The organism is Allobosea sp. WAO, assembly GCF_001509835.1.
Taxonomy (GTDB): Bacteria; Pseudomonadota; Alphaproteobacteria; order Rhizobiales; family Beijerinckiaceae; genus Allobosea.
In genome coordinates, this window is the sequence record NZ_JXTJ01000006.1 from 673253 (window position 1) to 692965 (window position 19713).

The window sequence follows — 19713 nt, forward strand, 5'->3', positions numbered from 1 at the left end:
AGAAAATCGGAATTAAAATAATGAAACAGCTTTGCTAAGACGCATGCCAAACCACCAGACAAGCTCGGAGAGAGAGATGAACGCGAAAACTGAGGACAGCACGGGCAAGTGCCCCGTCGCCCATGGTGGCGGCGCCCGTCAGAACCGCGACTGGTGGCCCAAGCAGCTGCCCGTCGACATGCTGAACCAGCACTCGGCCAAGTCCGACCCGCTGGACCAGAGCTTCAGCTACCGCGAGGCGTTCGAGAAGCTCGACTACGAGGCGCTGAAGAACGACCTGCGCAAGCTGATGACCGACTCGCAGGACTGGTGGCCGGCGGATTTCGGCCATTACGGCCCGCAGTTCGTGCGCATGTCCTGGCATGCGGCCGGCACCTATCGTCTCGCCGACGGTCGCGGCGGTGGCGGCCGTGGCCAGCAGCGCTTCGCCCCGCTCAACAGCTGGCCGGACAATGTCAACATCGACAAGTCGCGCCGCCTGCTCTGGCCGATCAAGCAGAAATACGGCCAGGCCATCTCCTGGGCCGACCTGATGATCCTCACCGGCAACGTCGCGCTGGAGACCATGGGCTTCCGAACCTTCGGCTTCGCCGCCGGCCGCGAGGACAGCTGGGAACCCGACCATGACGTGAGCTGGGGCACCGAGACCGAATGGCTGACCCATCGCCCGCTCGACAAGTTCGACGCGCCGCTGAGCGCGACCGAAATGGGCCTGATCTACGTCAACCCGGAAGGGCCGGGCGCCAATGGCGACCCGATCTCGGCGGCGCATTTCATCCGCGAGACCTTCGCCCGCATGGCGATGAACGACGAGGAGACGGTCGCGCTGATCGGCGGCGGCCATACCTTCGGCAAGACCCATGGCGCGGCGCCGGAATCGCATAAGGGCGCGGACCCGGAAGGGGCCGATCTGGAGGCGCAAGGTCTCGGCTGGGCCAGCAATTTCGGCACCGGCCATGGCGCCGATGCGGTCGGCAGCGGCATCGAGGTCACCTGGACGCAGACACCGGCGCAGTGGAGCAACTTCTTCTTCGAGAACCTGTTCAAATACGAATGGGTGCAGAGCCGCAGCCCCGGCGGCGCGATCCAGTGGGAGGCGAAGGACGCCGAGGCGGTCATCCCGCACGCTCATGATCCCTTGAAGAAGATCAAGCCGACCATGCTGACGACCGACCTGTCGCTGCGCATGGACCCGGCCTATGAGAAGATCTCGCGCCGCTTCCTCGAGAACCCGCAGGCCTTCGCCGAGGCCTTCGCCCGCGCCTGGTTCAAGCTGACCCATCGCGATCTCGGGCCGCGCTCGCGCTATCTCGGCCCGGAAGTGCCGAAGGAAGAGCTGATCTGGCAGGATGTCGTGCCGGCCGTCGACCACCCGCTGGTCAATGCTGCCGACGTCGCCGCGCTCAAGGAGAAGATCAAGGCTTCGGGCCTTGCTGTCTCCGAGCTGGTCGGCACCGCCTGGGCCTCGGCCGCGACGTTCCGCGGTGGCGACAAGCGCGGTGGCGCCAATGGCGCGCGCGTTCGCCTCGCCCCCCAGAAGGACTGGGAGGTCAACCAGCCGGCGCAGCTCGCCAAGGTGATCGCGGCGCTGGACGGCATTCGCCGCCAGTTCAACAAGGAGGTCGATGGCGACCAGAAGGTCTCGCTGGCCGATCTGATCGTGCTGGCCGGCAATGTCGGCGTCGAGCAGGCGGCCGAGGCTGCCGGTCATGATGTCAGCGTGCCGTTCACGCCGGGCCGCACCGACGCCAAGCAGGAGCAGACCGACATCCACTCCTTCGACGTGATGGAGCCGGTGGCCGATGGCTTCCGCAACTACCAGAAGCCGGGCGCCAAGGTGCCGGCCGAGGTGGCGCTGATCGACCGGGCGCAGCTGCTGACCCTGACCGCGCCGGAGCTCACGGTGCTGATCGGTGGCCTGCGCGCCATCGACATCAATGCCGATGGCAGCAAGCACGGTGTCCTGACCGAGCGTCCGGGTGTGCTGACGAACGACTTCTTCGTCAACCTGCTCGACATGGGCACGCAGTGGAAGGCGATCTCCGACGCCAAGGACGTGTTCGAGGGCACCGATCGCAAGACCGGCGCCGCCAAGTGGACCGGCACGCGTGTCGACCTCGTCTTCGGCTCGAACTCGATCCTGCGCGCCCTGGCCGAGGTCTATGCCAGCCAGGACGCCAAGGGGAAGTTCGTCAAGGACTTCGTCGCAGCCTGGACCAAGGTGATGAACCTCGACCGCTTCGACGTCGCCTGATTATGAAGGGTTTGCCCGGCCGCCGCGATCAGCGGCAGCCGGGCCGAACGGCTTTCGCACTGAATGCGAAAAAGGCCCCGCAGCGCCGCTGCGGGGCCTTTTCGGTGGAGGTGGTATCGCTGCCGCGTCTCAGTCGTCGCGGAAGACGCGCTCGTTGCGCTCGTGGCGCTCCTGGGCTTCGAGCGAAAGCGTCGCGATCGGACGGGCTTCCAGGCGCTTCAACGAGATCGGCTCGCCGGTATCCTCGCAAAAGCCATAGGTGCCGTCATCGATGCGGGCGACTGCCGATTCGATCTTGGAGATCAGCTTGCGCTGGCGGTCGCGGGCCCGAAGCTCGATGGCACGGTCCGTTTCGGACGAGGCGCGATCGGCGATGTCGGGGTGGTTTTCGCTTTCGCTCTGCAGGGTGACCAGGGTTTCCTTGGCCTCCTTCAGGATCTCCTCCTTCCAGGCCAGCAGCTTGCTGCGGAAATACTCACGCTGCCGTTCGTTCATGAACGGTTCTTTTTCTGACGGCTTGTAGTCGGGATCGAGGGTGGTCTGCTTCGACATGTGCAGGCTTTCTCAATTCACGCTGCTCGACGACCCCCTCCGGCATTGCCGTGGGGGCCGCCGATTTGGCGCCCTTATAGCGATTGGTCTCCTTCGTAACAATCTGCTTTCGCGTAGCCGTGATCGGCGCGGCAAGTAACCGTAAAGTCAGAGAAAACCGGCGATGGCGGCGGCGATGTCGGCCTCGACCAGCCGCGCTATCCCCAGCCTGTAGTGGCTGTGGTCGAAATAATTGTCCGGCTCGCGATTCTCCTTGCGGTCGACGCGCCAGTCGATCAGGGCGGTGCGCGGGCGGCTCGCGGCGAGCTCGGCGAAGGCGTTGCGGCAGGCGGCGTCGGCCGCGGCATCGGCGCTGCCGGGGACCGGCAGGGCGCTGACGAAGTTCGGTGGGCGCAACAGCACGACCGGCACATCGGGAGCCAGGCGGGCGAGCAGGGCGCGTAGTTGCTCTGCCGCCGGGAAAGGACCGGTGGCGTTGCCGCCGCCGGTCTGGATCGGCTCCAGCAGGCGGGCACGGCGGGCCGGATCGCTGTGGAAGCCCTGGACCTCGTAGCCTTCCTCGTAGTTCCAGAAACCGTCCGGGCGGGCGCGCTGCGGTGCCTTCGCCGTCTGGTAACGCAGCCGGCGTGGCAATTCCTCAAGCACGTCGAAGCGCAGCAGCCCGGCGAAATAGGCCGTCGGCGAGCGCTCGAACAGCCAGAACGGGAAGGGCTTGTCGACCGGCAGGGCGGCGTCGGGCGTACACCAGCGCACGTCGATGCCGACCACGAGCGCGGCGGCCGGCTCCTTGCGATGGCGCAGGAACCAGTCGAGCAGGACGAGGCTCTCGCGCGGGCCGGTCGCCGGGGCGATCAGCGAGACGAAGGGGATGCCGGTCTGCTGCTTCAGTGCCTCCGGCGAGACGAGTTGGATATGCGAGTTGCCGAAGATCGCGCCGCGGAACTCCGGATCGCGGCCGCGGCTGGCGGCGGCGGTGCGCGGCCCCTGCGGACTGACGCCGGCCTTCAGCGTCAGGGGCGAACGACCGCTGTCATAGGGATCGATCAAAAAGGCGAGCGCCAGCAGCGCCAGGGCGAGCCCGGCCGCCGCCAGCGCGAAGGCGGCCGTGAAGCCGCGCCAGCGCGCCTCAGAACTGGAAGTAGATGAACTCATAATTGGCGTCGTCGCCGATCTTGAACAGCACCAGCACGAAGAGGATCGCGGTCGCGACGGCGAGCCAGCGGGCCGGGGGCAGCTTCCAGGCCAGCGCCCAGGCTGTCGGGCCGATGATCGCCACGGCGGCGGCCGGCAGCAGCGCCCGCCATTTGAAGCCGGCGCCGCCGGGGTTCAGGCCGAGCAGACCCTTGTAGATGGCGAGTGCCGCATCGAACGAGGTGGCGCGGAACAGCACCCAGGAGAAGGCGACGAACAGGAAGGTGAGGGCCCAGCCGAGCAGCTGCGGCATCGGTAGTCCGGCGCGGCGCCAGAGCACGCCGCTCGCCAGCACCACGCCATGGGCGGCGCCCCAGGCGACGAAGTTGAGCCCGGCGCCATGCCAGAGGCCACCGAGCGCCATGGTGGCGAAGAGCGCCCAGAGCTGCAGCGGCAGGCCGTGGCGCGAGCCGCCGAGCGGAATGTAGAGATAGTCGCGCAGGAAGCGCGACAGCGTCATGTGCCAGCGCCGCCAGAAGTCCTGCAGGCTGACAGATCGGTAGGGCGTATCGAAGTTCTGCGGCAGCACCACGCCGAAAAGCAGCGCGAGGCCGAGCGCCATGTCGGTGTAGCCGGAAAAGTCGAAATAGATCTGGAAGGTGAAGGCGAGCGTCGCCTGCCAGGCCTCGCCGAAAGCGATCGCATTGCCTTGCGCTGCCGCTGCGAAGACCGGATTGGCGTATTCCGCCAGCGGGTCGCCGAGCAGGACCTTCTTGGCGAGGCCGATGGTCAGCAGGATCAGGCCGCGGGCGATGCGTTCGGCGGCGTCGGAGCGCAGATAGGGGCGCTCGTCGAACTGGTGCATGATCTCGCGCCAGCGCACCAGCGGCCCGGCCAGCACCTGCGGGAAGAAGGCGATGTAGAGCGCATAGCGCACCAGATCGTAGCGCGGCGCTTCGCCCCGGCGCAGATCGGTCAGATACATCACATGGTGGAAGGTGAAGAAGGAAATGCCGAGCGGCAGGGCGATGTCGAGCTTCGGTGCCGACAATCCCGGAATCATCCCAGCAAGATCGGCGAAGAAGTTGAAGTATTTGAACAGCGCCAGCACGGCGAGGTTGCCGACGATGGCGAGCGTGATCAGCGCGCCCGCCTTGGTCTTCTGGAAGGCCTCGGCGATCAGCCAGTTGAGCAGGATCGAGAAGCCGAGCAGCGGCACGAAGCGCCAGTCCCAATAGCCGTAGAAGGCGAAGGACAGTCCGGCCAGGAGCGGTAGCCGCCAAGCCGGCGCGAAGCGCTCGACCAGCCAATGCAGGGCGAGGGCGAGCGGCAGGAAACCGAGCAGGAAGACGAAGGAGTTGAACAGCATCGGGCGCGAGCGGGCGGCGGGAGAGGGCCGCCTTAGACGATTATCGTCGCGCTGTCATGGGCGGGCGTGGGCTCGTCGGCGTCGCAGCCCGCCCTTTACTTCAGATATTGTCGCCGCGCAGGGCCTCGCAGACGGCCTGCGTCACCCGCGCCGTCGTCGCCTGGCCGCCGAGATCGGGCGTGTGCAGGGCAGGGTCGGCGGTGACGCGCTCGACGGCGCGCATCAGCCGGGCGGCCGCTGCCTTCTCGCCGAGATGCTCGAGCATCATCGCTCCCGTCCAGAAGGTCGCGACTGGGTTGGCGATACCCTTGCCGGTGATGTCGAAGGCCGAGCCATGGATCGGCTCGAACATCGAAGGCGTCTTGCGCTCCGGATTGAGATTGGCGGTGGGCGCGATGCCGAGCGAGCCGGCGAGCGCCGCGGCGAGGTCGGAGAGGATATCGGCGTGGAGATTGGTCGCGACGATGGTGTCGAGCGTCTCCGGCTTCAGCGTCATGCGCATGGTCATCGCGTCGACCAGCATCTTGTCCCAGGTCACGTCCGGGAAGTTTGCCGCGACCTCGGCGGCGATCTCGTCCCACATCACCATGCCGTGACGCTGGGCGTTCGACTTGGTGACGACGGTCAGGAGCTTGCGCGGCCGCGAGCGGGCGATCTCGAAGGCGTAGCGGATGATGCGGGTGACGCCGGCGCGGGTGAACATCGAGACATCGGTCGCGACCTCCTCGGGCAGGCCCTTGTGCACGCGCCCGCCGACGCCGGCATATTCGCCCTCCGAGTTCTCGCGCACGATCACCCAGTCGAGCTCCGGGCCGGAGACATGGCGCAGCGGGCTGACGATCCCGGGAAGGATGCGCGTCGGGCGGACATTGGCGTATTGGTCGAGCGGCTGGCAGATCGCGAGCCTGAGGCCCCAGAGGGTCAGATGGTCGGGAATGTCGGGCGCCCCGACCGCTCCAAAATAGATCGCATCGAAGGCGCGCAGCTGCTCGGCACCGTCGGCCGGCATCATCACGCCATGCTTGCGATAATAATCCGAGCCCCAGTCGAAGGAGCGGACATCGAGACTGAAGCCGCCATCGCGCTCGGCGCAGACCTCCAGGGCCTGGAGCCCGGCGGCGATGACCTCGGGGCCGATGCCGTCCCCTCCGATGGCGGCGATCCTGTGCGTGCGCATGCTCTTCGTCCGATGCTCTGGTGCTGCTGTGGTGAGGGGGCGACGCCCGATGTGGGCGCCGCCCTGGTGGTTACTGTGCCGTCACGCCGGCATTGCGGATGACCGGCACCCATTTCTCGATCTCGCTGCGCACGAGCTCGCCGAGCGCTGCCGGTGTCTGGCCGGCCTCGTCGGGCAGCTCGGCGCCGAGATCGAGGAAGCGCTTGCGCGTGGTCGGGTCGTTGAGGGCGGCGCGGGCGGCGGTGTTCAGCCGGTCGACGATCTCCTTCGGCGTGCCCTTGGGCGCGAACATCGCGTTCCAGCCGGTGGCCTGGAACTGCGGCAAGCCTTGCTCGGCGGCGGTCGGCACGTCGGGGATGACGGCGAGACGATCCTTGACCGCGACGACGAGGCCCTTGCCCTCCTTCGCCTGCACGGTGGGGACGATGGCGACCGTCTGGTCGCAGACATAGTCGACCTGGCCGCCGAGCAGCGCGTTCAGCGCCGGTCCCGAGCCGCGGAAGGGGACATGCGAGGGCTTGGTGCCGAGCAGCGAGTCGAGGTAAAGGCAGGTCAGATGCGAGGTCGAGCCGACGCCGCCGGAGCCGTAGTTCATCTTCGCGGCGTTCTCCTTGAGATAGGCGACGAACTCGCGGAAATCCTTGACCGGCAGATCCTTCTTGGCGACCACCAGCATCGGCGTCGAGGCCGAGTTCATGATCGGCTCGAAATCGGTGCGCGGGTCATAGGCGAGCTTGGGATAGAGCCCGACGCTGGCGGCCTGCGTACCGAGATTGCCCATCAGCAGCGTGTAGCCGTCCGGCGTCGCCTTGGCGACGCGGGTCGCGCCAGTGGTGCCGCCGGCACCGGCGACATTCTCGACCACGATCGACTGGCCGAGCGTCCGGCTCATATGGTCCGCCATCATCCGGGCGACGATGTCGGTGGTGCCACCGGCCGCAAAGGGCACCACCATGGTGATCGAGCGCGTCGGATAGCCGGTCTGCGCCGTCGCCGAGGTCGTCGCAGCCAGCCCGAGCGCCAGCGCCAACAGCATTCGCTTCATTGCGTCTCTCCCTGTGCCGGCGCCGTCATGCGGCGCCTCGACTGCTCTCCCATTTATGTTCCATGGAAGTTTGCATGCTTGTAGCGTTCCCGCTCGAGCCCGCGTTGTCAAGCTTCCATTCTTGCTTGCATGGAAGTAACGCCGCATACTCAATCGGTGCTGGAGGTGGCGATGGCCGAGCTTGCGCGGGCGGAAATTTCGGGGGATGGGGCCAGGCGCGGTTCGCTGGTCGACGAGGCCTATGCCGCCTTGAAGCAGGCGATCCGCGATACCGTCTTCGCGCCGGGCTATCAGGGCTCGGAGCAGGAGATCGCGGTGCGTCTCGGCATGAGCCGGACCCCGGTGCACGAGGCGATCATCCGCCTGCAGGAGGACGGGCTGGTGCGGGTGCTGCCGAAGCGCGGCGTGCTGATCTGCCCGCTGGCGCCGCAGGACATTCGCGAGATCTATGAAGTCGTCATCGCGGTCGAGTCGATGGCCGCTGAGCTGCTGGCTGCGCTGCCGGACAAGGATCGCGCGGCCGTGGCAGACGAGCTCGAGGCCGCGACGGCGGCGATGGAGCAGGCGCTGGCGGCGGATGATCTTGCCGGCTGGGCCGAGGCTGACGAGCTGTTCCACCGCCTGATGGTCGAGCGCTGCGGCAATGGCCGCTTGCGCCGCATCGCCCAGACCGTGACGGACCAGGCCCATCGCGCCCGCATGCTGACCCTGAAGCTGCGCGCGCGGCCGGCCGGTTCGGCAGGGGCGCATCGCCTGATCGCCGCCGCCGTGCGGGGCGGCGATACCGAGGCGGCGCACCGGCTCGCCCGTGCCCACCGCGTGGCGGCGCGCGACGAGCTCGTGCCCCTGATCGAGCATATCGGCCTGCGCCAGCTCTGAACCGGCGCGAGGCGGCCACGACCGCTCTGGTTCGCGGGGCGGTAAGGCGCGCCGGCGTCGATCGCCACCCGGCGGGCGTGCTGTACGAAGCCTTCAAGGTCCGCTGGAGACAAGGCGTTCCAGCTCCGGAAACGACCGTTGCTGCCCCGGCAATCTGCTGTTCGCCATCGAGCAGTTGCCGCCTTTCTGGTTCTGGCATAACGTATGCCAGATTGGGCGCCGCTGAACTGCGCCCCGGCGGAGGAACCGGGTCATGCGAATCCATGAGTTCCAGGCGAAGCGTCTCTTGGCAGGCTACGGGCTGAAAGTGCCGGACGGCAGCGTCGCGATCGCGGGCCGCGAGGCCGGCGAGATCGCCCGGCGGCTCGGCAGCCCCACGGTGGTCAAGGCGCAGATCCATGCCGGCGGGCGCCAGCGCGCCGGCGGCATCCGGCAGGCGGACGACCCTGCCGCCGCCGAAGCAGCTGCGGATGGCCTGCTCGGTACCTCGCTGGTCACCGCGCAGACCGGGCCGGCCGGCCATAGGATCAGGCGCGTCCTCGTCGAGACCGCGGTCGCCGCGGTGCGCGAGCTGCATCTCGCCTTGCTGATCGATGCCTCCTCCGGCGAGCTGATGCTTATGGGCAGCGCCAAGGGCGGCGTCGATGTCGAGGAGCAGGCGGCGCGCGGCGACATCCGGCTCAACTGGCTCAGCCTCGGCGACGGCAGCGAGGCGCGTGGCAAGGAGGTCGCGGCCTTCGTCGCGGCGCTCGGGCTCGACGGCGCGATGCACGAACAGGGCTGCGCACTCGTCGATGGCCTGCGCCGTGCATTCCTCGAGCTCGATGCCAGCCTGATCGAGATCAACCCGCTGGCGGTGACGGCGGCGGGCGCTCTCGTCGCTCTCGACGTCAAGATGGTGCTCGACGACAACGCGCTGTTCCGGCATCCGGAGTTGGCGGCGCTGCGCGACGAAGACGATGGCAGCGCCGCCGAATTGCAGGCGCAGCGCCACCAGCTGAACTATGTCCAGCTCGACGGCGATATCGGCATGGTGGCGAACGGGGCGGGGCTCGGCCTCGCGACGCTCGACATGCTCGTCGCTGCCAAGGGCCGGCCGGCCAATTTCATGGATATCCGGACCACGGCGAAGAGTCTCGACATCGCCCATGGCTTCGGGCTGCTGCTCGACAATCCGGCGACACGCGCGATCGTGGTCAACGTTCATGGCGGCGGCATGCAGCCCTGCGATACCATCGCCGAAGGGCTCGGCATCGCCTTGCGGCGCAGCGGGCGGTCCTTGCCGCTGGTCGTGCGGCTGGCCGGCAACAACGCCGATTTCGCCCGGTCACGCCTGCAGAACTTCGGCTGCGCCGTGATCGATTGTCCCGACATGTGGTCCGCCGCCTCGCAGGCTGTCGTGCTGGCGCAGAGGGGAGCCTGAGCCATGGCCGTCTTTCTGAACCGTGAGACCCGCGTCCTCTGCCAGGGCATGACCGGTTGGGCCGGCACTCATCACGTCGCGCGGATGATGGAATACGGCACCCAGGTCGTTGGCGGCGTGACGCCGGGCAAGGGCGGCCGCTCGCACCTGAATTTGCCCGTCCATGAGCGCGTTGCAGAAGCGCGGCGCGAGACCGGCGCCAATGCCAGCATCGTCTTCGTGCCGCCGGCCAATGCCGCCGCCGCGATGATCGAGGCGATCGAGGCCGAGATGCCGCTGGTCGTCACCGTGACGGAGCGCGTGCCGGTGCTAGACATGGTGCGGGTGAAGGCGGCCCTGAAGGGCGGGCGGACCACCCTGGTCGGCGCGAATTCGCAGGGCATTCTGGTGCCGGGCGTCGGCAAGCTCGGCGTGATGGCGACCGGCAGCGAGCGCCCGGGCGGCGTCGGCATCGTCTCGCGCTCGGCCTCGCTGACCAGCGAGGTCGTGGCGCAGGTCACCGCTGCGGGGCTCGGCCAGTCGGCGACGATCGGGGTCGGGGGCGATCCGGTCCATGGCATCGGCATGCGCGAATGCCTCGCGCTCCTGCTGGAGGACGCCGAAACCGAATGTGTCGTGCTGATCGGCGAGATCGGCGGCACGCAGGAGGAGGAGGTCGCCGACTATCTCGCCGACGTCCGGACCTCGAAGCCAATCGTCGCGCTGATCGTCGGCCGCGAGGCGCCGATCGAGCGCCGCATGGGCCATGCCGGTGCGTTCGCGCTCAGCGGCAAGGGCGATGCCGCCGGCAAGATCAGGGCGCTGGAGGCGGCCGGCGTGCGGATCGCGCCGAGCGCCCATCTCGTCGGCGAGACCGTCAGGCAGGCGCTGGCGGGGCGAGGGTGACCTCGCCTCAGGCCCCGACCTGCCGCATCAGCCCGAGCGCATCCATCAGGATCCGCGTGTCCTTTATCCGGCCGTGCTCAATCCGATCGATCACCATGCCCCAGACCGATACCGTCCGGCCGGAGGCAGGAACGCCGAAGAACTCGCCATCATGGGTGCCGGTCCACGTGAAGCGCGTCAGGACCTTGTCGGCTTCGGCCATCTGCTCGTCGATGGTCCAATGCATGTCCGGGAAGGCGACGAACAGCCCGCGCAATACGTCCTTCAGCCCGGAAAGGCCGGGCCCTTGGCCCGGAAACGGTACCTGTTCGACGACATCCTCGGCGACATAGGTGTGCGCCGCGTCGAGGTCCCGGTCGTTGATGACCCGCCCGACGAAATCGCGCACCAGCAACTTGTTTTCATCGGTGCTCATACCGGCCTCTTTTGAAGGAACGGCTCCGATATCGGAGCGGGTTCGGCGGACCTGTGGGACGGGGTCCATCCGGCAGCGTCACCACCTTCCCCTGTGCCGCAGCGATCCGCAACACGCTGGCTCAAGCCCCATCCCGCCCCGGCAACCTCCCGCCGATCGAGCGGGTGATCTCGTCGGCGGCGCGGCGCACCATCGGGCCGAAATCGTCGAGCTTGCGCGGCGTCACGCGCACCGTCGGCCCCGATACCGAAACGCCGGCGATCGCCTCGGCGTGCTCGTTGAAGATCGGCGCGGCGACGCAGCGCATCCCCAGCGAACGCTCCTCGTCATCGAGCGCCCAGCCATTCCGGCGCCCCTCGGCGAGTTCCTGCAGCAGCGCGCCGAGATCGGTGATCGTGTGCTCGGTGAAACGCTCGAGTCGCCGAAAGGCGCAGATCTGCCGCACGCGATGCTCGGGGAACTCGGCCAGCAGCGCCTTGCCGACGCCCGAGGCATGCATCGCGCCTCGGCTGCCGGCGCGGAAGAAGGCCCTCAAGGTGTCGTGACTCTCGACCTGCGAGATGAAGACCACCTCGCCATTGTCCTCGATGCCGAGATTGACGGTTTCGCCGCTGGCCTCCATCAGCCCATGCATGGTGGCGCGGCCCATGTTCGCGACGCGGCGGTTGCGCAGGAAGGCCGAGCCAGTCTTGAAGGCGCCGACCCCGACCAGCCAGAGGCCGCGTTCCATGTCGTGCTGGACGTAGGCGCGGCTCTCCAGCGTCAGCAGGATGCGATGCACCGTCGAGGCCGAGACGCCCGAGCGCCGGCTGAGCTCGCTGAGCGTGAGGCCGTCCTCCTCGGCCAGGATCTCGAGCAGCGATAGCCCCCGATCGAGCGCCTGCACCGCGCCGCCGGTGATCGCCGCCTTCAGCGAGCGCGGCCGCCCGCGCCCCTTGCGTTGCTCGATCGCGCCCATGCGCCCTCCGTGTCTGCCGTGCCGAGGCAGCAGAACACGGATGATCGCTATTGCCAATTCAAAGCGGAATAATTTTGCGCAACCGCCGGAATGTCTGAATCGGATAAAGGTAAGGTACGGAAATAAAACAGAGAGATATTATTTAGGGCAGTATGAAAAATATTTCTGAAATAAATTGACGGAGGCGCGTGTCTGGCATTTGGTATGCCAATAACGGATTTCTCGCGGGAGAACGGGCATGCCGAAAATGCGAGCTGTCGAGGCAGCGGTCAGGGTTCTTGAGTGCGAAGGCGTGACCCAGGCTTTCGGCGTTCCCGGCGCGGCAATCAACCCGCTCTATGCCGCGCTGAAGAGCCGGGGCTCGATCCATCACATCCTGGCGCGCCATGTAGAGGGCGCCTCGCATATGGCAGAGGGCTACACCCGGGCCAAAGCCGGCAATATCGGCGTCTGCATCGGCACCTCCGGCCCGGCCGGCACCGACATGATCACCGGACTCTATTCGGCCGGGGCCGATTCCATCCCGATCCTGTGCATCACCGGCCAGGCGCCGCGCGCCCGGCTCTACAAGGAGGATTTCCAGGCCGTCGACATCGAGGCGATCGCCAAGCCGGTGACCAAATGGGCGGTGACGGTGCGCGAGCCGGCTCTGGTGCCGCGCGTCTTTCAGCAGGCCTTCCACATCATGCGCTCGGGCCGGCCTGGCCCGGTGCTGATCGACCTGCCGGTCGATGTCCAGATGGCCGAGATCGAGTTCGACGACGAGACCTACGAGCCGCTCCCGGTCTACAAGCCGGCCGCCTCGCGCCGCCAGATCGAGAAGGCGATGGCGATGCTGGACGGGGCGGAGCGGCCGCTGATCGTCGCCGGCGGCGGCGTCATCAACGCCGATGCCTGCGAGCTTCTGGCCGAGTTTGCCGAGCTGACGGGCGTTCCGGTCGTGCCGACGCTGATGGGCTGGGGCGCCATTCCCGACGACCACCCGCTGATGGCCGGCATGGTCGGGCTGCAGACCAGCCATCGCTACGGCAATGCGACGATGCTCGCCTCAGACTTCGTGCTCGGCATCGGCAACCGCTGGGCCAACCGTCATACGGGCTCGGTCGAGACCTACACCAAGGGCCGCACATTCGTGCATGTCGACATCGAGCCGACCCAGATCGGTCGTGTCTTCAATCCCGATTACGGCATCGTTTCCGATGCGAAGGCGGCGCTCGAGCTCTTCGTCGACGTGGCGCGCGAGCGGGAAGGCAAGGGGTTCTTGAAGAACCGCACTGGCTGGGCGCGGGAATGCCGCGACAGGCGCGCGACCATGCTGCGCCGAAGCGATTTCGATACCGTGCCGCTGAAGCCGCAGCGGGTCTACGAGGCTATGAACGAGGCCTTCGGCCGCGATGTCTGCTATGTCTCGACCATCGGCCTGTCGCAGATTGCCGGCGCGCAGTTCCTGCGGGTCAACAATCCGCGCCACTGGATCAATTGCGGCCAGGCCGGGCCGCTTGGCTGGACCTTGCCGGCGGCGCTCGGCGTGCGTGCGGCGGATCCCGAGCGCGAGATCGTGGCGCTGTCAGGCGACTATGACTTCCAGTTCCTGATTGAGGAGCTGGCCGTCGGGGCGCAGTTCAAGCTGCCTTACATCCACATCGTCGTGAACAACTCCTATCTCGGCCTGATCCGCCAGGCCCAGCGCGGCTTCGACATGGATTACCAGGTCGGGCTCGCCTTCGAGAACATCAACGCGCCCGAGCTCGACGGCTATGGCGTCGACCATGTCGCGGTCGCTGAGGGGCTCGGCTGCAAGGCGATCCGCGTGAAGAGCCCCAGCGAGTTCAAGGCCGCCTTCGCCCAGGCCAGGGCCTGGCTCGCGGAGCATCGGGTGCCGGTGGTGATGGAGTTCATCCTCGAACGCGTCACCAACATCGCGATGGGCACCGAGATCGACAATGTCGTGGAGTTCGAGGAGGTGCTCGACCTGCCTCTGCCCGAGCCCGAACTGCAGCCGGCCCAATAGGCCGATCGGTCCACGCCAGCAGGGAAGAGAACCATGCCTCGCTTCGCCGCCAATCTGACGATGCTCTTCAACGAGCTGCCCTTCCTGGAGCGCTTCCAGGCGGCGGCCGAAGCCGGCTTCCACGGCGTCGAGTATCTTTTCCCCTACGGCTACGACAAATACGAGCTGGCCGATCGGCTGGAGCGCTGGCAGCTGACGCAGGTGCTGCACAATCTGCCCGCCGGCGACTGGGCCGCCGGGGAGCGTGGCATCGCGATCCTGCCGGGCCGGGTCAGCGAATTCCAGCACGGCCTGTTCCAGGCGATCGACTACGCCATCAAGCTTGGCTGCCGGCAGGTCAATTGCCTCGCCGGCATCGCGCCGCAAGGCATCGAGACCGCGCGGCTCCACGAGACACTGGTCAACAATCTGCGCTTTGCCGCCCATGAACTGGCGCAGGAGGGCATCGCGCTCCTGGTCGAGCCGATCAACACGCGCGACATGCCCGGCTTCTTCCTGAGCAGCACCGCGCAGGGGCTGAAGCTGCTCGACGACGTCGATTCCACCAACGTCTTCCTGCAATACGACGTCTATCACATGCAGGTCATGGAGGGCGATCTGGCCCGGACGATCGAGAGCAATCTCGACCGGATCGGCCATATCCAGATCGCCGACAACCCCGGCCGCAACGAGCCCGGAACCGGCGAGATCAACTTCCCCTTCCTGTACCGGCATCTCGACGCCATCGGCTACGCCGGCTGGGTCGGCTGCGAGTACAAGCCGGCGCGCGAGACGCGCGAGGGCCTGTCCTGGCTGCCCGCGACGACGCTCGCCGCCTGACCAGAACACCGACGAACGACGCGCGAAACGGCAGGTGGCGAGATGGCGGATATCGGCTTCATCGGGCTGGGGATCATGGGGCGCCCGATGGCGGAGCATCTGCTCGCGGGCGGGCACAAGCTGCACCTGTCCAGCCATCACAAGGCGCCGGACGCTGCGTTGCAGGCGAAGGCGATCACGGTCCACCCGACGCCGAACGCGGTCGCGTCCGCAAGCGAGATCGTCATCCTGATGCTGCCGGATACCCCTGAGGTCGAGGAGGTGCTGTTCGGTGCCAACGGCGTCGCGTGCGGCCTGAACAAGGGCGCAATCGTCGTCGACATGAGCTCGATCTCGCCGATGGCGACCAAGGGCTTCGCGCAGCGCGTCGAGAAGGCCGGGGGCCTTTACCTCGACGCACCCGTCTCCGGCGGCGAGGTCGGCGCCAAGGCTGCCAGCCTGACGATCATGGTCGGCGGGCCGGAGGCGGCCTTCGCCCGGGTGAAGCCCCTCTTCGAGCTGATGGGCAAGAACATCACGCTGGTTGGCGGCAATGGCGACGGCCAGACCACCAAGGTCGCCAACCAGATCATCGTCGCGCTGACCATCGAGGCGGTCGGCGAGGCGCTGCTGTTTGCGTCCAAGGCCGGCGCCGACCCGGCCAAGGTGCGCCAGGCGCTGATGGGCGGGTTCGCTTCGTCGAGGATCCTGGAGGTTCACGGCGAGCGGATGATCAAGCGGACCTTCAACCCCGGCTTCCGCATCGGCCTGCACCAGAAGGATCTGAACCTCGCCCTGCAGAGCGCGCGCGCGCTCGGCCTGTCGTTGCCGAACACCGCGACGGCCCAGGAGCTGTTCAACGCCTGCGCCGCCCATGGCGGCAAGGACTGGGACCATTCGGCCATGGTGCGGGCGCTGGAGATCATGGCGAACCACGAGGTCGCGAGTTCATAGCCAAGGAAGGGGAGGCCCATGAAGATCTGCATCTACGGTGCCGGCGCGATCGGCGGCTATATGGGCGTGATGCTGAAGCGCGGCGGGCTCGATGTCTCGCTCGTGGCGCGCGGCGCGCATCTGGAGGCGATCAAGGCCAGGGGCCTGACCCTCGTCACCAAGACCGAGACGATCACCGAGCGGATGCCGGCAAGCCGGGATCCGCGCGATCTCGGCCTTCAGGACGTCGTGATCGTCGCGCTCAAGGCTCACCAGGCCTGGGAATCGGCGGAGGATCTGACGCCGCTGCTCGGTCCGGACACCGCCGTCGTTACCGCCCAGAACGGCGTGCCGTGGTGGTATTTCTACGGGCTCGACCGCCCCTATGCCGATCTGCGCCTGCGCAGCGTCGACCCCGGCGACCGGCAATGGAACGCGATCGGGCCGGAGCGCGTCATCGGCTGCACCGTCTACCCGGCGACCGAGATCACCGAGCCCGGCGTGGTCAGGCACATCTATGGCGATCAGTTCGGCCTCGGCGAGCCCAACCGCCAGGAAAGCGAGCGGCTGACGCGCTTCGCCGATGCGCTCGCCGCCGGTGGCATGAAGCCGAGGCTCTTCACTGATATCCGGGACGATATCTGGCTCAAGCTCTGGGGCAATCTTTGCTTCAACCCGATCTCGGCGCTGACCCACGCGACGCTCGACATCGTGGCGACCGATCCCGGCACGCGCTCGCTCGCCCGCAAGATGATGCTGGAGGGCAAGCAGATCGGCGAAAGGCTCGGCGCCCGCTTCCGTGTCGATGTTGAGCGCCGGATCGACGGCGCGGCCGGCGTCGGCGCCCATCGCACCTCCATGCTCCAGGATCTGGAGAAGGGGCGCCCGCTCGAGATCGATGCCCTGCTCGGTGCCGTGCAGGAGATGGGGCGCCTGGTCGAGATCCCGACGCCCTATATCGACGCCGTGCTCGGGCTGGTGCAGCAGGCGGCGAGCGTGAAGGGGCTCTATCCGACATTCCCGCCCGAGGCCTTCGGTGTGTCGACGGCCTCGCAGGAAATGCCGGCGATGCCGCAGCGCGAGCTGGCGGCGTCCTGAGGCGAGGGGAGATGGAAGCGATGACGACGATCGCGGCAGTACGGCAGGCGGCGCAGGCAAGGCCCGGCATCGCGCCGGTGCAGTGGGTGCGCTTCGCGCATAGCGGGCGCGAGGGCTTCGGCCGGCTGGACGGGCAAGAGGTCGCCATCCACAGCGGCGACCTGTTCGCGGCCGCCCAGCCGACGGGCGAGACCGTGCCGCTCGCCGAAGTCGCGCTGCTGGCGCCGACCGTGCCGTCCAAGATCATCGCGCTCTGGAACAACTTCCACGCGCTCGCGGCCAAGCTGTCCAATCCCGTGCCGGCGGAGCCGCTTTATCTGATGAAGGCGCCGTCCTGCGTGGCGGCGCCGGGCGCGACGATCGCGCGGCCGCCATCCTATGCGGGCAAGGTGGTTTATGAGGGCGAGCTCGGCATCGTCATCGGCCGCCGCTGCAGCGCGGTCAGCCCACTGGAGGCCGGCGCCTTCATCTTCGGCTATACCTGCGTCAACGACGTCACGGCGCTCGACCTGATCGCCGCCGACCCGACCTTCTCGCAATGGGTACGGGCCAAGAGTTTCGATGGTTTCGGCCCCTTCGGGCCGGTGGTGACGAGCGGTCTCGACCCGCGCGAACTGACGGTCCGCACGCTGCTGAACGGCCAGGAGCGCCAGAACTACCCGGTCGCCGACATGATCTTCCAGCCGCACGAGCTGGTCAGCCGGCTCTCCCACGACATGACGCTGCTGCCGGGGGACCTGATCTGCTGCGGCACCTCGCTCGGCGTCGGCACCATGAAGGACCCGGTCAACCGGGTCGAGGTGGTGATCGACGGCATTGGCACGCTGACCAACACCTTCGTGCAGGGCGGCTGACCGACGATTCCCATATCTTGCCGCGTTTTCTTCGCGCGAACCGGCGTCCACTTCGCGCGAAAACGCACTTAGTCGAAGATGTCGGCGTGCTGGTCGACGAAGGCCGCAAGGCCCAGCGTGTGCTCGCGCGACAGGCGTTCGGCGAGAGCGACGTCGCGCTGTTCGAGCGCCTCGATGATCTGCAGATGGTCGACGATGGAGCGGCTGGCGCGGTCTTCGCGCCCGATCGTCATCTGGCGGATGCCGCGCACATGCAGCAGCAGATTGTCGGTCATCTCGACGAGAAGCTGCGACTTGCTGAGGCCGATCAGGGTCTGGTGGAAGACGATGTTGGCCGAGGAGTACTCGCCGACATGGTCGGACGGCCTGTGTGCCTCGTCGAACGCCTTGAACAGTGTGCGGAGCTTCGCGATCTCGGCATCGCTGGCCCGCTCCACGGCGAGGCGCGCGGCCATGCTCTCCAGCGCCGCCCAGGCCTGGATCATCTCGACGATCTCGTTCTTGGTCTTCTTCAGGACCATGATGCCGCGCCGCGGCATCGACTTCACCAGCCCTTCCTGCTCCAGCATGGCCACGGCCTCGCGCACCGGTGTGCGGCTGACGCCGAGCTGCTCGGAGAGCTGGCGCTCGTCGATCCAGGTCGGCTCGGGCGAGGCGTAGATGTCCATGTTGATGATCGCCTGCTTCAGCGCCGTGTAGACCTTGGTCTTGAAGGTCTCCTCGGGCGCGAAGCGCTTGAGCGCGAGGCCCTGCGTCGCGGCGGCGAGATTGGTGTTTGCGCTGGGGGCTTTCACGGTCGCGGCTCCTGCATCGCTGCAGCGCATAACGCCGTGGGCGCGCCACGTCCATGCAGGAGGTGAGGTTGGCTGCCGCTGCGGCAGTCAAAAATGAGGCCCGCACCTGAGTGGACACGGGCTCTCAGTCAGGAGGAGGCCGGATCCGCCGGCTGCCCGACGGCTGTGACGGTTTGCCTTGACTGCGGTGAAGGCCGTCGAGAGTCAGAAGGACCACTCGATCTCGGCGCAGCGCTTCTTGACGCCGACCTCGCCGTTGAGCAGCTCCACCAGCGTCTTGCCGAGCCGTGCCGGCGAGGGCGAGACCCGGATGCCGGCGGCTTCCATGGCGGCGATCTTGTCTTCCGCGCCGCCCTTGCCGCCGGAGATGATCGCGCCGGCATGGCCCATGCGGCGGCCCGGAGGCGCCGTGCGGCCGGCGATGAAGCCGACCATCGGCTTGGATCGCCCGCGCTTGGCTTCGTCCCTGATGAACTGGGCCGCGTCCTCCTCGGCCGAGCCGCCGATCTCGCCGATCATGATGATCGTCTCGGTCGCGGGATCGGCGAGGAACATTTCGAGCATGTCGATGAACTCGGTGCCCTTGACCGGGTCGCCGCCGATGCCGACGGCCGTGGTCTGGCCGAGCCCCTCGCACGAGGTCTGGAACACCGCCTCATAGGTCAGCGTGCCCGAGCGCGAGACGATGCCGACCGAGCCGGGCTTGAAGATGTTCGCCGGCATGATGCCGATCTTGCTTTGGCCGGCGGTGACGACGCCCGGGCAGTTCGGCCCGATCAGCCGCGACTTCGAGCCGCTCAGCATGCGCTTGACCTTGATCATGTCGATCACCGGGATGCCCTCGGTGATGCAGACGATCAGCGGCACCTCTGCGTCGATCGCCTCGCAGATCGCGTCGGCCGCGCCCGGCGGCGGCACATAGATGACGGACGCCGTCGCGTCCGTCCTGGCCCTGGCTTCCGCCACAGTGTTGAAGACCGGCAGGCCGAGATGGTTCTGGCCGCCTTTTCCGGGGGCGACGCCACCCACCATCTTGGTGCCGTAGGCCATCGCCTGCTCGGAGTGGAAGGTGCCGTTCTTGCCGGTGAAGCCCTGGCAGATGACCTTGGTGTTCTTGTCGATCAGGATGGACATGCT

General features: G+C 67.4%; 18 protein-coding genes. 9 read left to right on the top strand and 9 right to left on the bottom strand.

The annotated features are described in order from the left end of the window. Positions 1-76: 76 nt before the first annotated feature. Complete coding sequence (gene katG, locus DK26_RS12365) at positions 77-2254, top strand: catalase/peroxidase HPI (protein WP_066472406.1); 2178 nt, start codon at positions 77-79, stop codon at positions 2252-2254. 129 nt (positions 2255-2383) lie between these two features. Here katG and dksA read toward each other — a convergent pair whose 3' ends face one another. The 5 genes from dksA to DK26_RS12390 all read right to left on the bottom strand — a co-directional run bounded on the left by dksA (position 2384) and on the right by DK26_RS12390 (position 7528). Continuing rightward, positions 2384-2806: an RNA polymerase-binding protein DksA gene (gene dksA / locus DK26_RS12370; protein WP_066472409.1), complete on the bottom strand. Its 423-nt coding sequence runs from the start codon at positions 2804-2806 to the stop codon at positions 2384-2386. A 147-nt stretch (positions 2807-2953) separates the two neighbouring features. Further along, positions 2954-3958 (bottom strand): hypothetical protein, encoded by a 1005-nt coding sequence (locus DK26_RS12375; RefSeq protein ID WP_066472411.1) that lies wholly within the window; start codon positions 3956-3958, stop codon positions 2954-2956. Further along, positions 3933-5306: an MBOAT family O-acyltransferase gene (locus tag DK26_RS12380; protein WP_066472412.1), complete on the bottom strand. Its 1374-nt coding sequence runs from the start codon at positions 5304-5306 to the stop codon at positions 3933-3935. Before DK26_RS12380 ends, DK26_RS12375 begins: the two co-directional genes overlap by 26 nt. Before the next feature lie 100 nt (positions 5307-5406). Further along, positions 5407-6483 carry a tartrate dehydrogenase gene (locus DK26_RS12385; protein ID WP_066472413.1) on the bottom strand — a complete coding sequence of 359 codons (1077 nt, stop codon included), beginning with the start codon at positions 6481-6483 and terminating at the stop codon, positions 5407-5409. Between the two features lie 70 nt (positions 6484-6553). After that, complete coding sequence (locus DK26_RS12390) at positions 6554-7528, bottom strand: tripartite tricarboxylate transporter substrate-binding protein (RefSeq protein WP_066472415.1); 975 nt, start codon at positions 7526-7528, stop codon at positions 6554-6556. Between the two features lie 171 nt (positions 7529-7699). Between DK26_RS12390 and DK26_RS12395 the strand changes: the two genes are divergently transcribed. From DK26_RS12395 to DK26_RS12405, 3 genes are all read left to right on the top strand, one after another. Continuing rightward, complete coding sequence (locus tag DK26_RS12395; protein ID WP_066472417.1) at positions 7700-8407, top strand: GntR family transcriptional regulator; 708 nt, start codon at positions 7700-7702, stop codon at positions 8405-8407. A 253-nt stretch (positions 8408-8660) separates the two neighbouring features. Further along, on the top strand, positions 8661-9830 hold the full coding sequence (sucC, locus tag DK26_RS12400) for an ADP-forming succinate--CoA ligase subunit beta (RefSeq protein WP_066472419.1): 1170 nt from the start codon (positions 8661-8663) through the stop codon (positions 9828-9830). A gap of 3 nt (positions 9831-9833) precedes the next feature. Next, positions 9834-10715 carry a hypothetical protein gene (locus DK26_RS12405; protein WP_066472420.1) on the top strand — a complete coding sequence of 294 codons (882 nt, stop codon included), beginning with the start codon at positions 9834-9836 and terminating at the stop codon, positions 10713-10715. A 7-nt stretch (positions 10716-10722) separates the two neighbouring features. On the opposite strand, the gene DK26_RS12410 is transcribed toward DK26_RS12405, so the two are convergent. Then, entirely contained in the window at positions 10723-11130 is a 408-nt protein-coding gene (locus DK26_RS12410; RefSeq protein WP_066472421.1) for an ester cyclase, read from the bottom strand. Between the two features lie 121 nt (positions 11131-11251). Continuing rightward, the gene (gene bhcR / locus DK26_RS12415; RefSeq protein WP_066472423.1) at positions 11252-12088 is read right to left on the bottom strand and encodes an HTH-type transcriptional regulator BhcR; all 837 of its coding nucleotides are present in this window, start codon (positions 12086-12088) and stop codon (positions 11252-11254) included. Between the two features lie 238 nt (positions 12089-12326). Between bhcR and gcl the strand changes: the two genes are divergently transcribed. The 5 genes from gcl to DK26_RS12440 are packed head-to-tail and all read left to right on the top strand — an operon-like array spanning position 12327 to position 17782. Next, on the top strand, positions 12327-14099 hold the full coding sequence (gene gcl, locus DK26_RS12420; protein WP_066472430.1) for a glyoxylate carboligase: 1773 nt from the start codon (positions 12327-12329) through the stop codon (positions 14097-14099). Between the two features lie 33 nt (positions 14100-14132). Further along, positions 14133-14918, top strand: a complete 786-nt coding sequence (gene hyi, locus DK26_RS12425; RefSeq protein WP_066472433.1) for a hydroxypyruvate isomerase — start codon at positions 14133-14135, stop codon at positions 14916-14918. Positions 14919-14960: 42 nt separating this feature from the next. Continuing rightward, a complete protein-coding gene (glxR, locus tag DK26_RS12430) occupies positions 14961-15851 on the top strand; it encodes a 2-hydroxy-3-oxopropionate reductase (RefSeq protein WP_066472436.1) in 891 nt (296 codons plus the stop codon). Positions 15852-15869: 18 nt separating this feature from the next. Continuing rightward, the gene (locus tag DK26_RS12435; RefSeq protein ID WP_066472439.1) at positions 15870-16928 is read left to right on the top strand and encodes a 2-dehydropantoate 2-reductase; all 1059 of its coding nucleotides are present in this window, start codon (positions 15870-15872) and stop codon (positions 16926-16928) included. A gap of 20 nt (positions 16929-16948) precedes the next feature. Beyond that, positions 16949-17782: a fumarylacetoacetate hydrolase family protein gene (locus DK26_RS12440; RefSeq protein WP_066472664.1), complete on the top strand. Its 834-nt coding sequence runs from the start codon at positions 16949-16951 to the stop codon at positions 17780-17782. 68 nt (positions 17783-17850) lie between these two features. On the opposite strand, the gene DK26_RS12445 is transcribed toward DK26_RS12440, so the two are convergent. Both DK26_RS12445 and sucD read right to left on the bottom strand, forming a co-directional pair. Beyond that, on the bottom strand, positions 17851-18576 hold the full coding sequence (locus DK26_RS12445; protein ID WP_248309939.1) for a GntR family transcriptional regulator: 726 nt from the start codon (positions 18574-18576) through the stop codon (positions 17851-17853). A 204-nt stretch (positions 18577-18780) separates the two neighbouring features. Continuing rightward, positions 18781-19710, bottom strand: a complete 930-nt coding sequence (gene sucD / locus DK26_RS12450; RefSeq protein ID WP_066472445.1) for a succinate--CoA ligase subunit alpha — start codon at positions 19708-19710, stop codon at positions 18781-18783. Positions 19711-19713: the final 3 nt, after the last annotated feature.

Coding starts and splice junctions, on each gene's coding strand:
- katG (WP_066472406.1), top strand. CDS start 77: ATGAACGCGAAAACTGAGGACAGCACGGGCAAGTGCCCCGTCGCCCAT.
- dksA (WP_066472409.1), bottom strand. CDS start 2,806: ATGTCGAAGCAGACCACCCTCGATCCCGACTACAAGCCGTCAGAAAAA.
- DK26_RS12375 (WP_066472411.1), bottom strand. CDS start 3,958: ATGAGTTCATCTACTTCCAGTTCTGAGGCGCGCTGGCGCGGCTTCACG.
- DK26_RS12380 (WP_066472412.1), bottom strand. CDS start 5,306: ATGCTGTTCAACTCCTTCGTCTTCCTGCTCGGTTTCCTGCCGCTCGCC.
- DK26_RS12385 (WP_066472413.1), bottom strand. CDS start 6,483: ATGCGCACGCACAGGATCGCCGCCATCGGAGGGGACGGCATCGGCCCC.
- DK26_RS12390 (WP_066472415.1), bottom strand. CDS start 7,528: ATGAAGCGAATGCTGTTGGCGCTGGCGCTCGGGCTGGCTGCGACGACC.
- DK26_RS12395 (WP_066472417.1), top strand. CDS start 7,700: ATGGCCGAGCTTGCGCGGGCGGAAATTTCGGGGGATGGGGCCAGGCGC.
- sucC (WP_066472419.1), top strand. CDS start 8,661: ATGCGAATCCATGAGTTCCAGGCGAAGCGTCTCTTGGCAGGCTACGGG.
- DK26_RS12405 (WP_066472420.1), top strand. CDS start 9,834: ATGGCCGTCTTTCTGAACCGTGAGACCCGCGTCCTCTGCCAGGGCATG.
- DK26_RS12410 (WP_066472421.1), bottom strand. CDS start 11,130: ATGAGCACCGATGAAAACAAGTTGCTGGTGCGCGATTTCGTCGGGCGG.
- bhcR (WP_066472423.1), bottom strand. CDS start 12,088: ATGGGCGCGATCGAGCAACGCAAGGGGCGCGGGCGGCCGCGCTCGCTG.
- gcl (WP_066472430.1), top strand. CDS start 12,327: ATGCCGAAAATGCGAGCTGTCGAGGCAGCGGTCAGGGTTCTTGAGTGC.
- hyi (WP_066472433.1), top strand. CDS start 14,133: ATGCCTCGCTTCGCCGCCAATCTGACGATGCTCTTCAACGAGCTGCCC.
- glxR (WP_066472436.1), top strand. CDS start 14,961: ATGGCGGATATCGGCTTCATCGGGCTGGGGATCATGGGGCGCCCGATG.
- DK26_RS12435 (WP_066472439.1), top strand. CDS start 15,870: ATGAAGATCTGCATCTACGGTGCCGGCGCGATCGGCGGCTATATGGGC.
- DK26_RS12440 (WP_066472664.1), top strand. CDS start 16,949: ATGACGACGATCGCGGCAGTACGGCAGGCGGCGCAGGCAAGGCCCGGC.
- sucD (WP_066472445.1), bottom strand. CDS start 19,710: ATGTCCATCCTGATCGACAAGAACACCAAGGTCATCTGCCAGGGCTTC.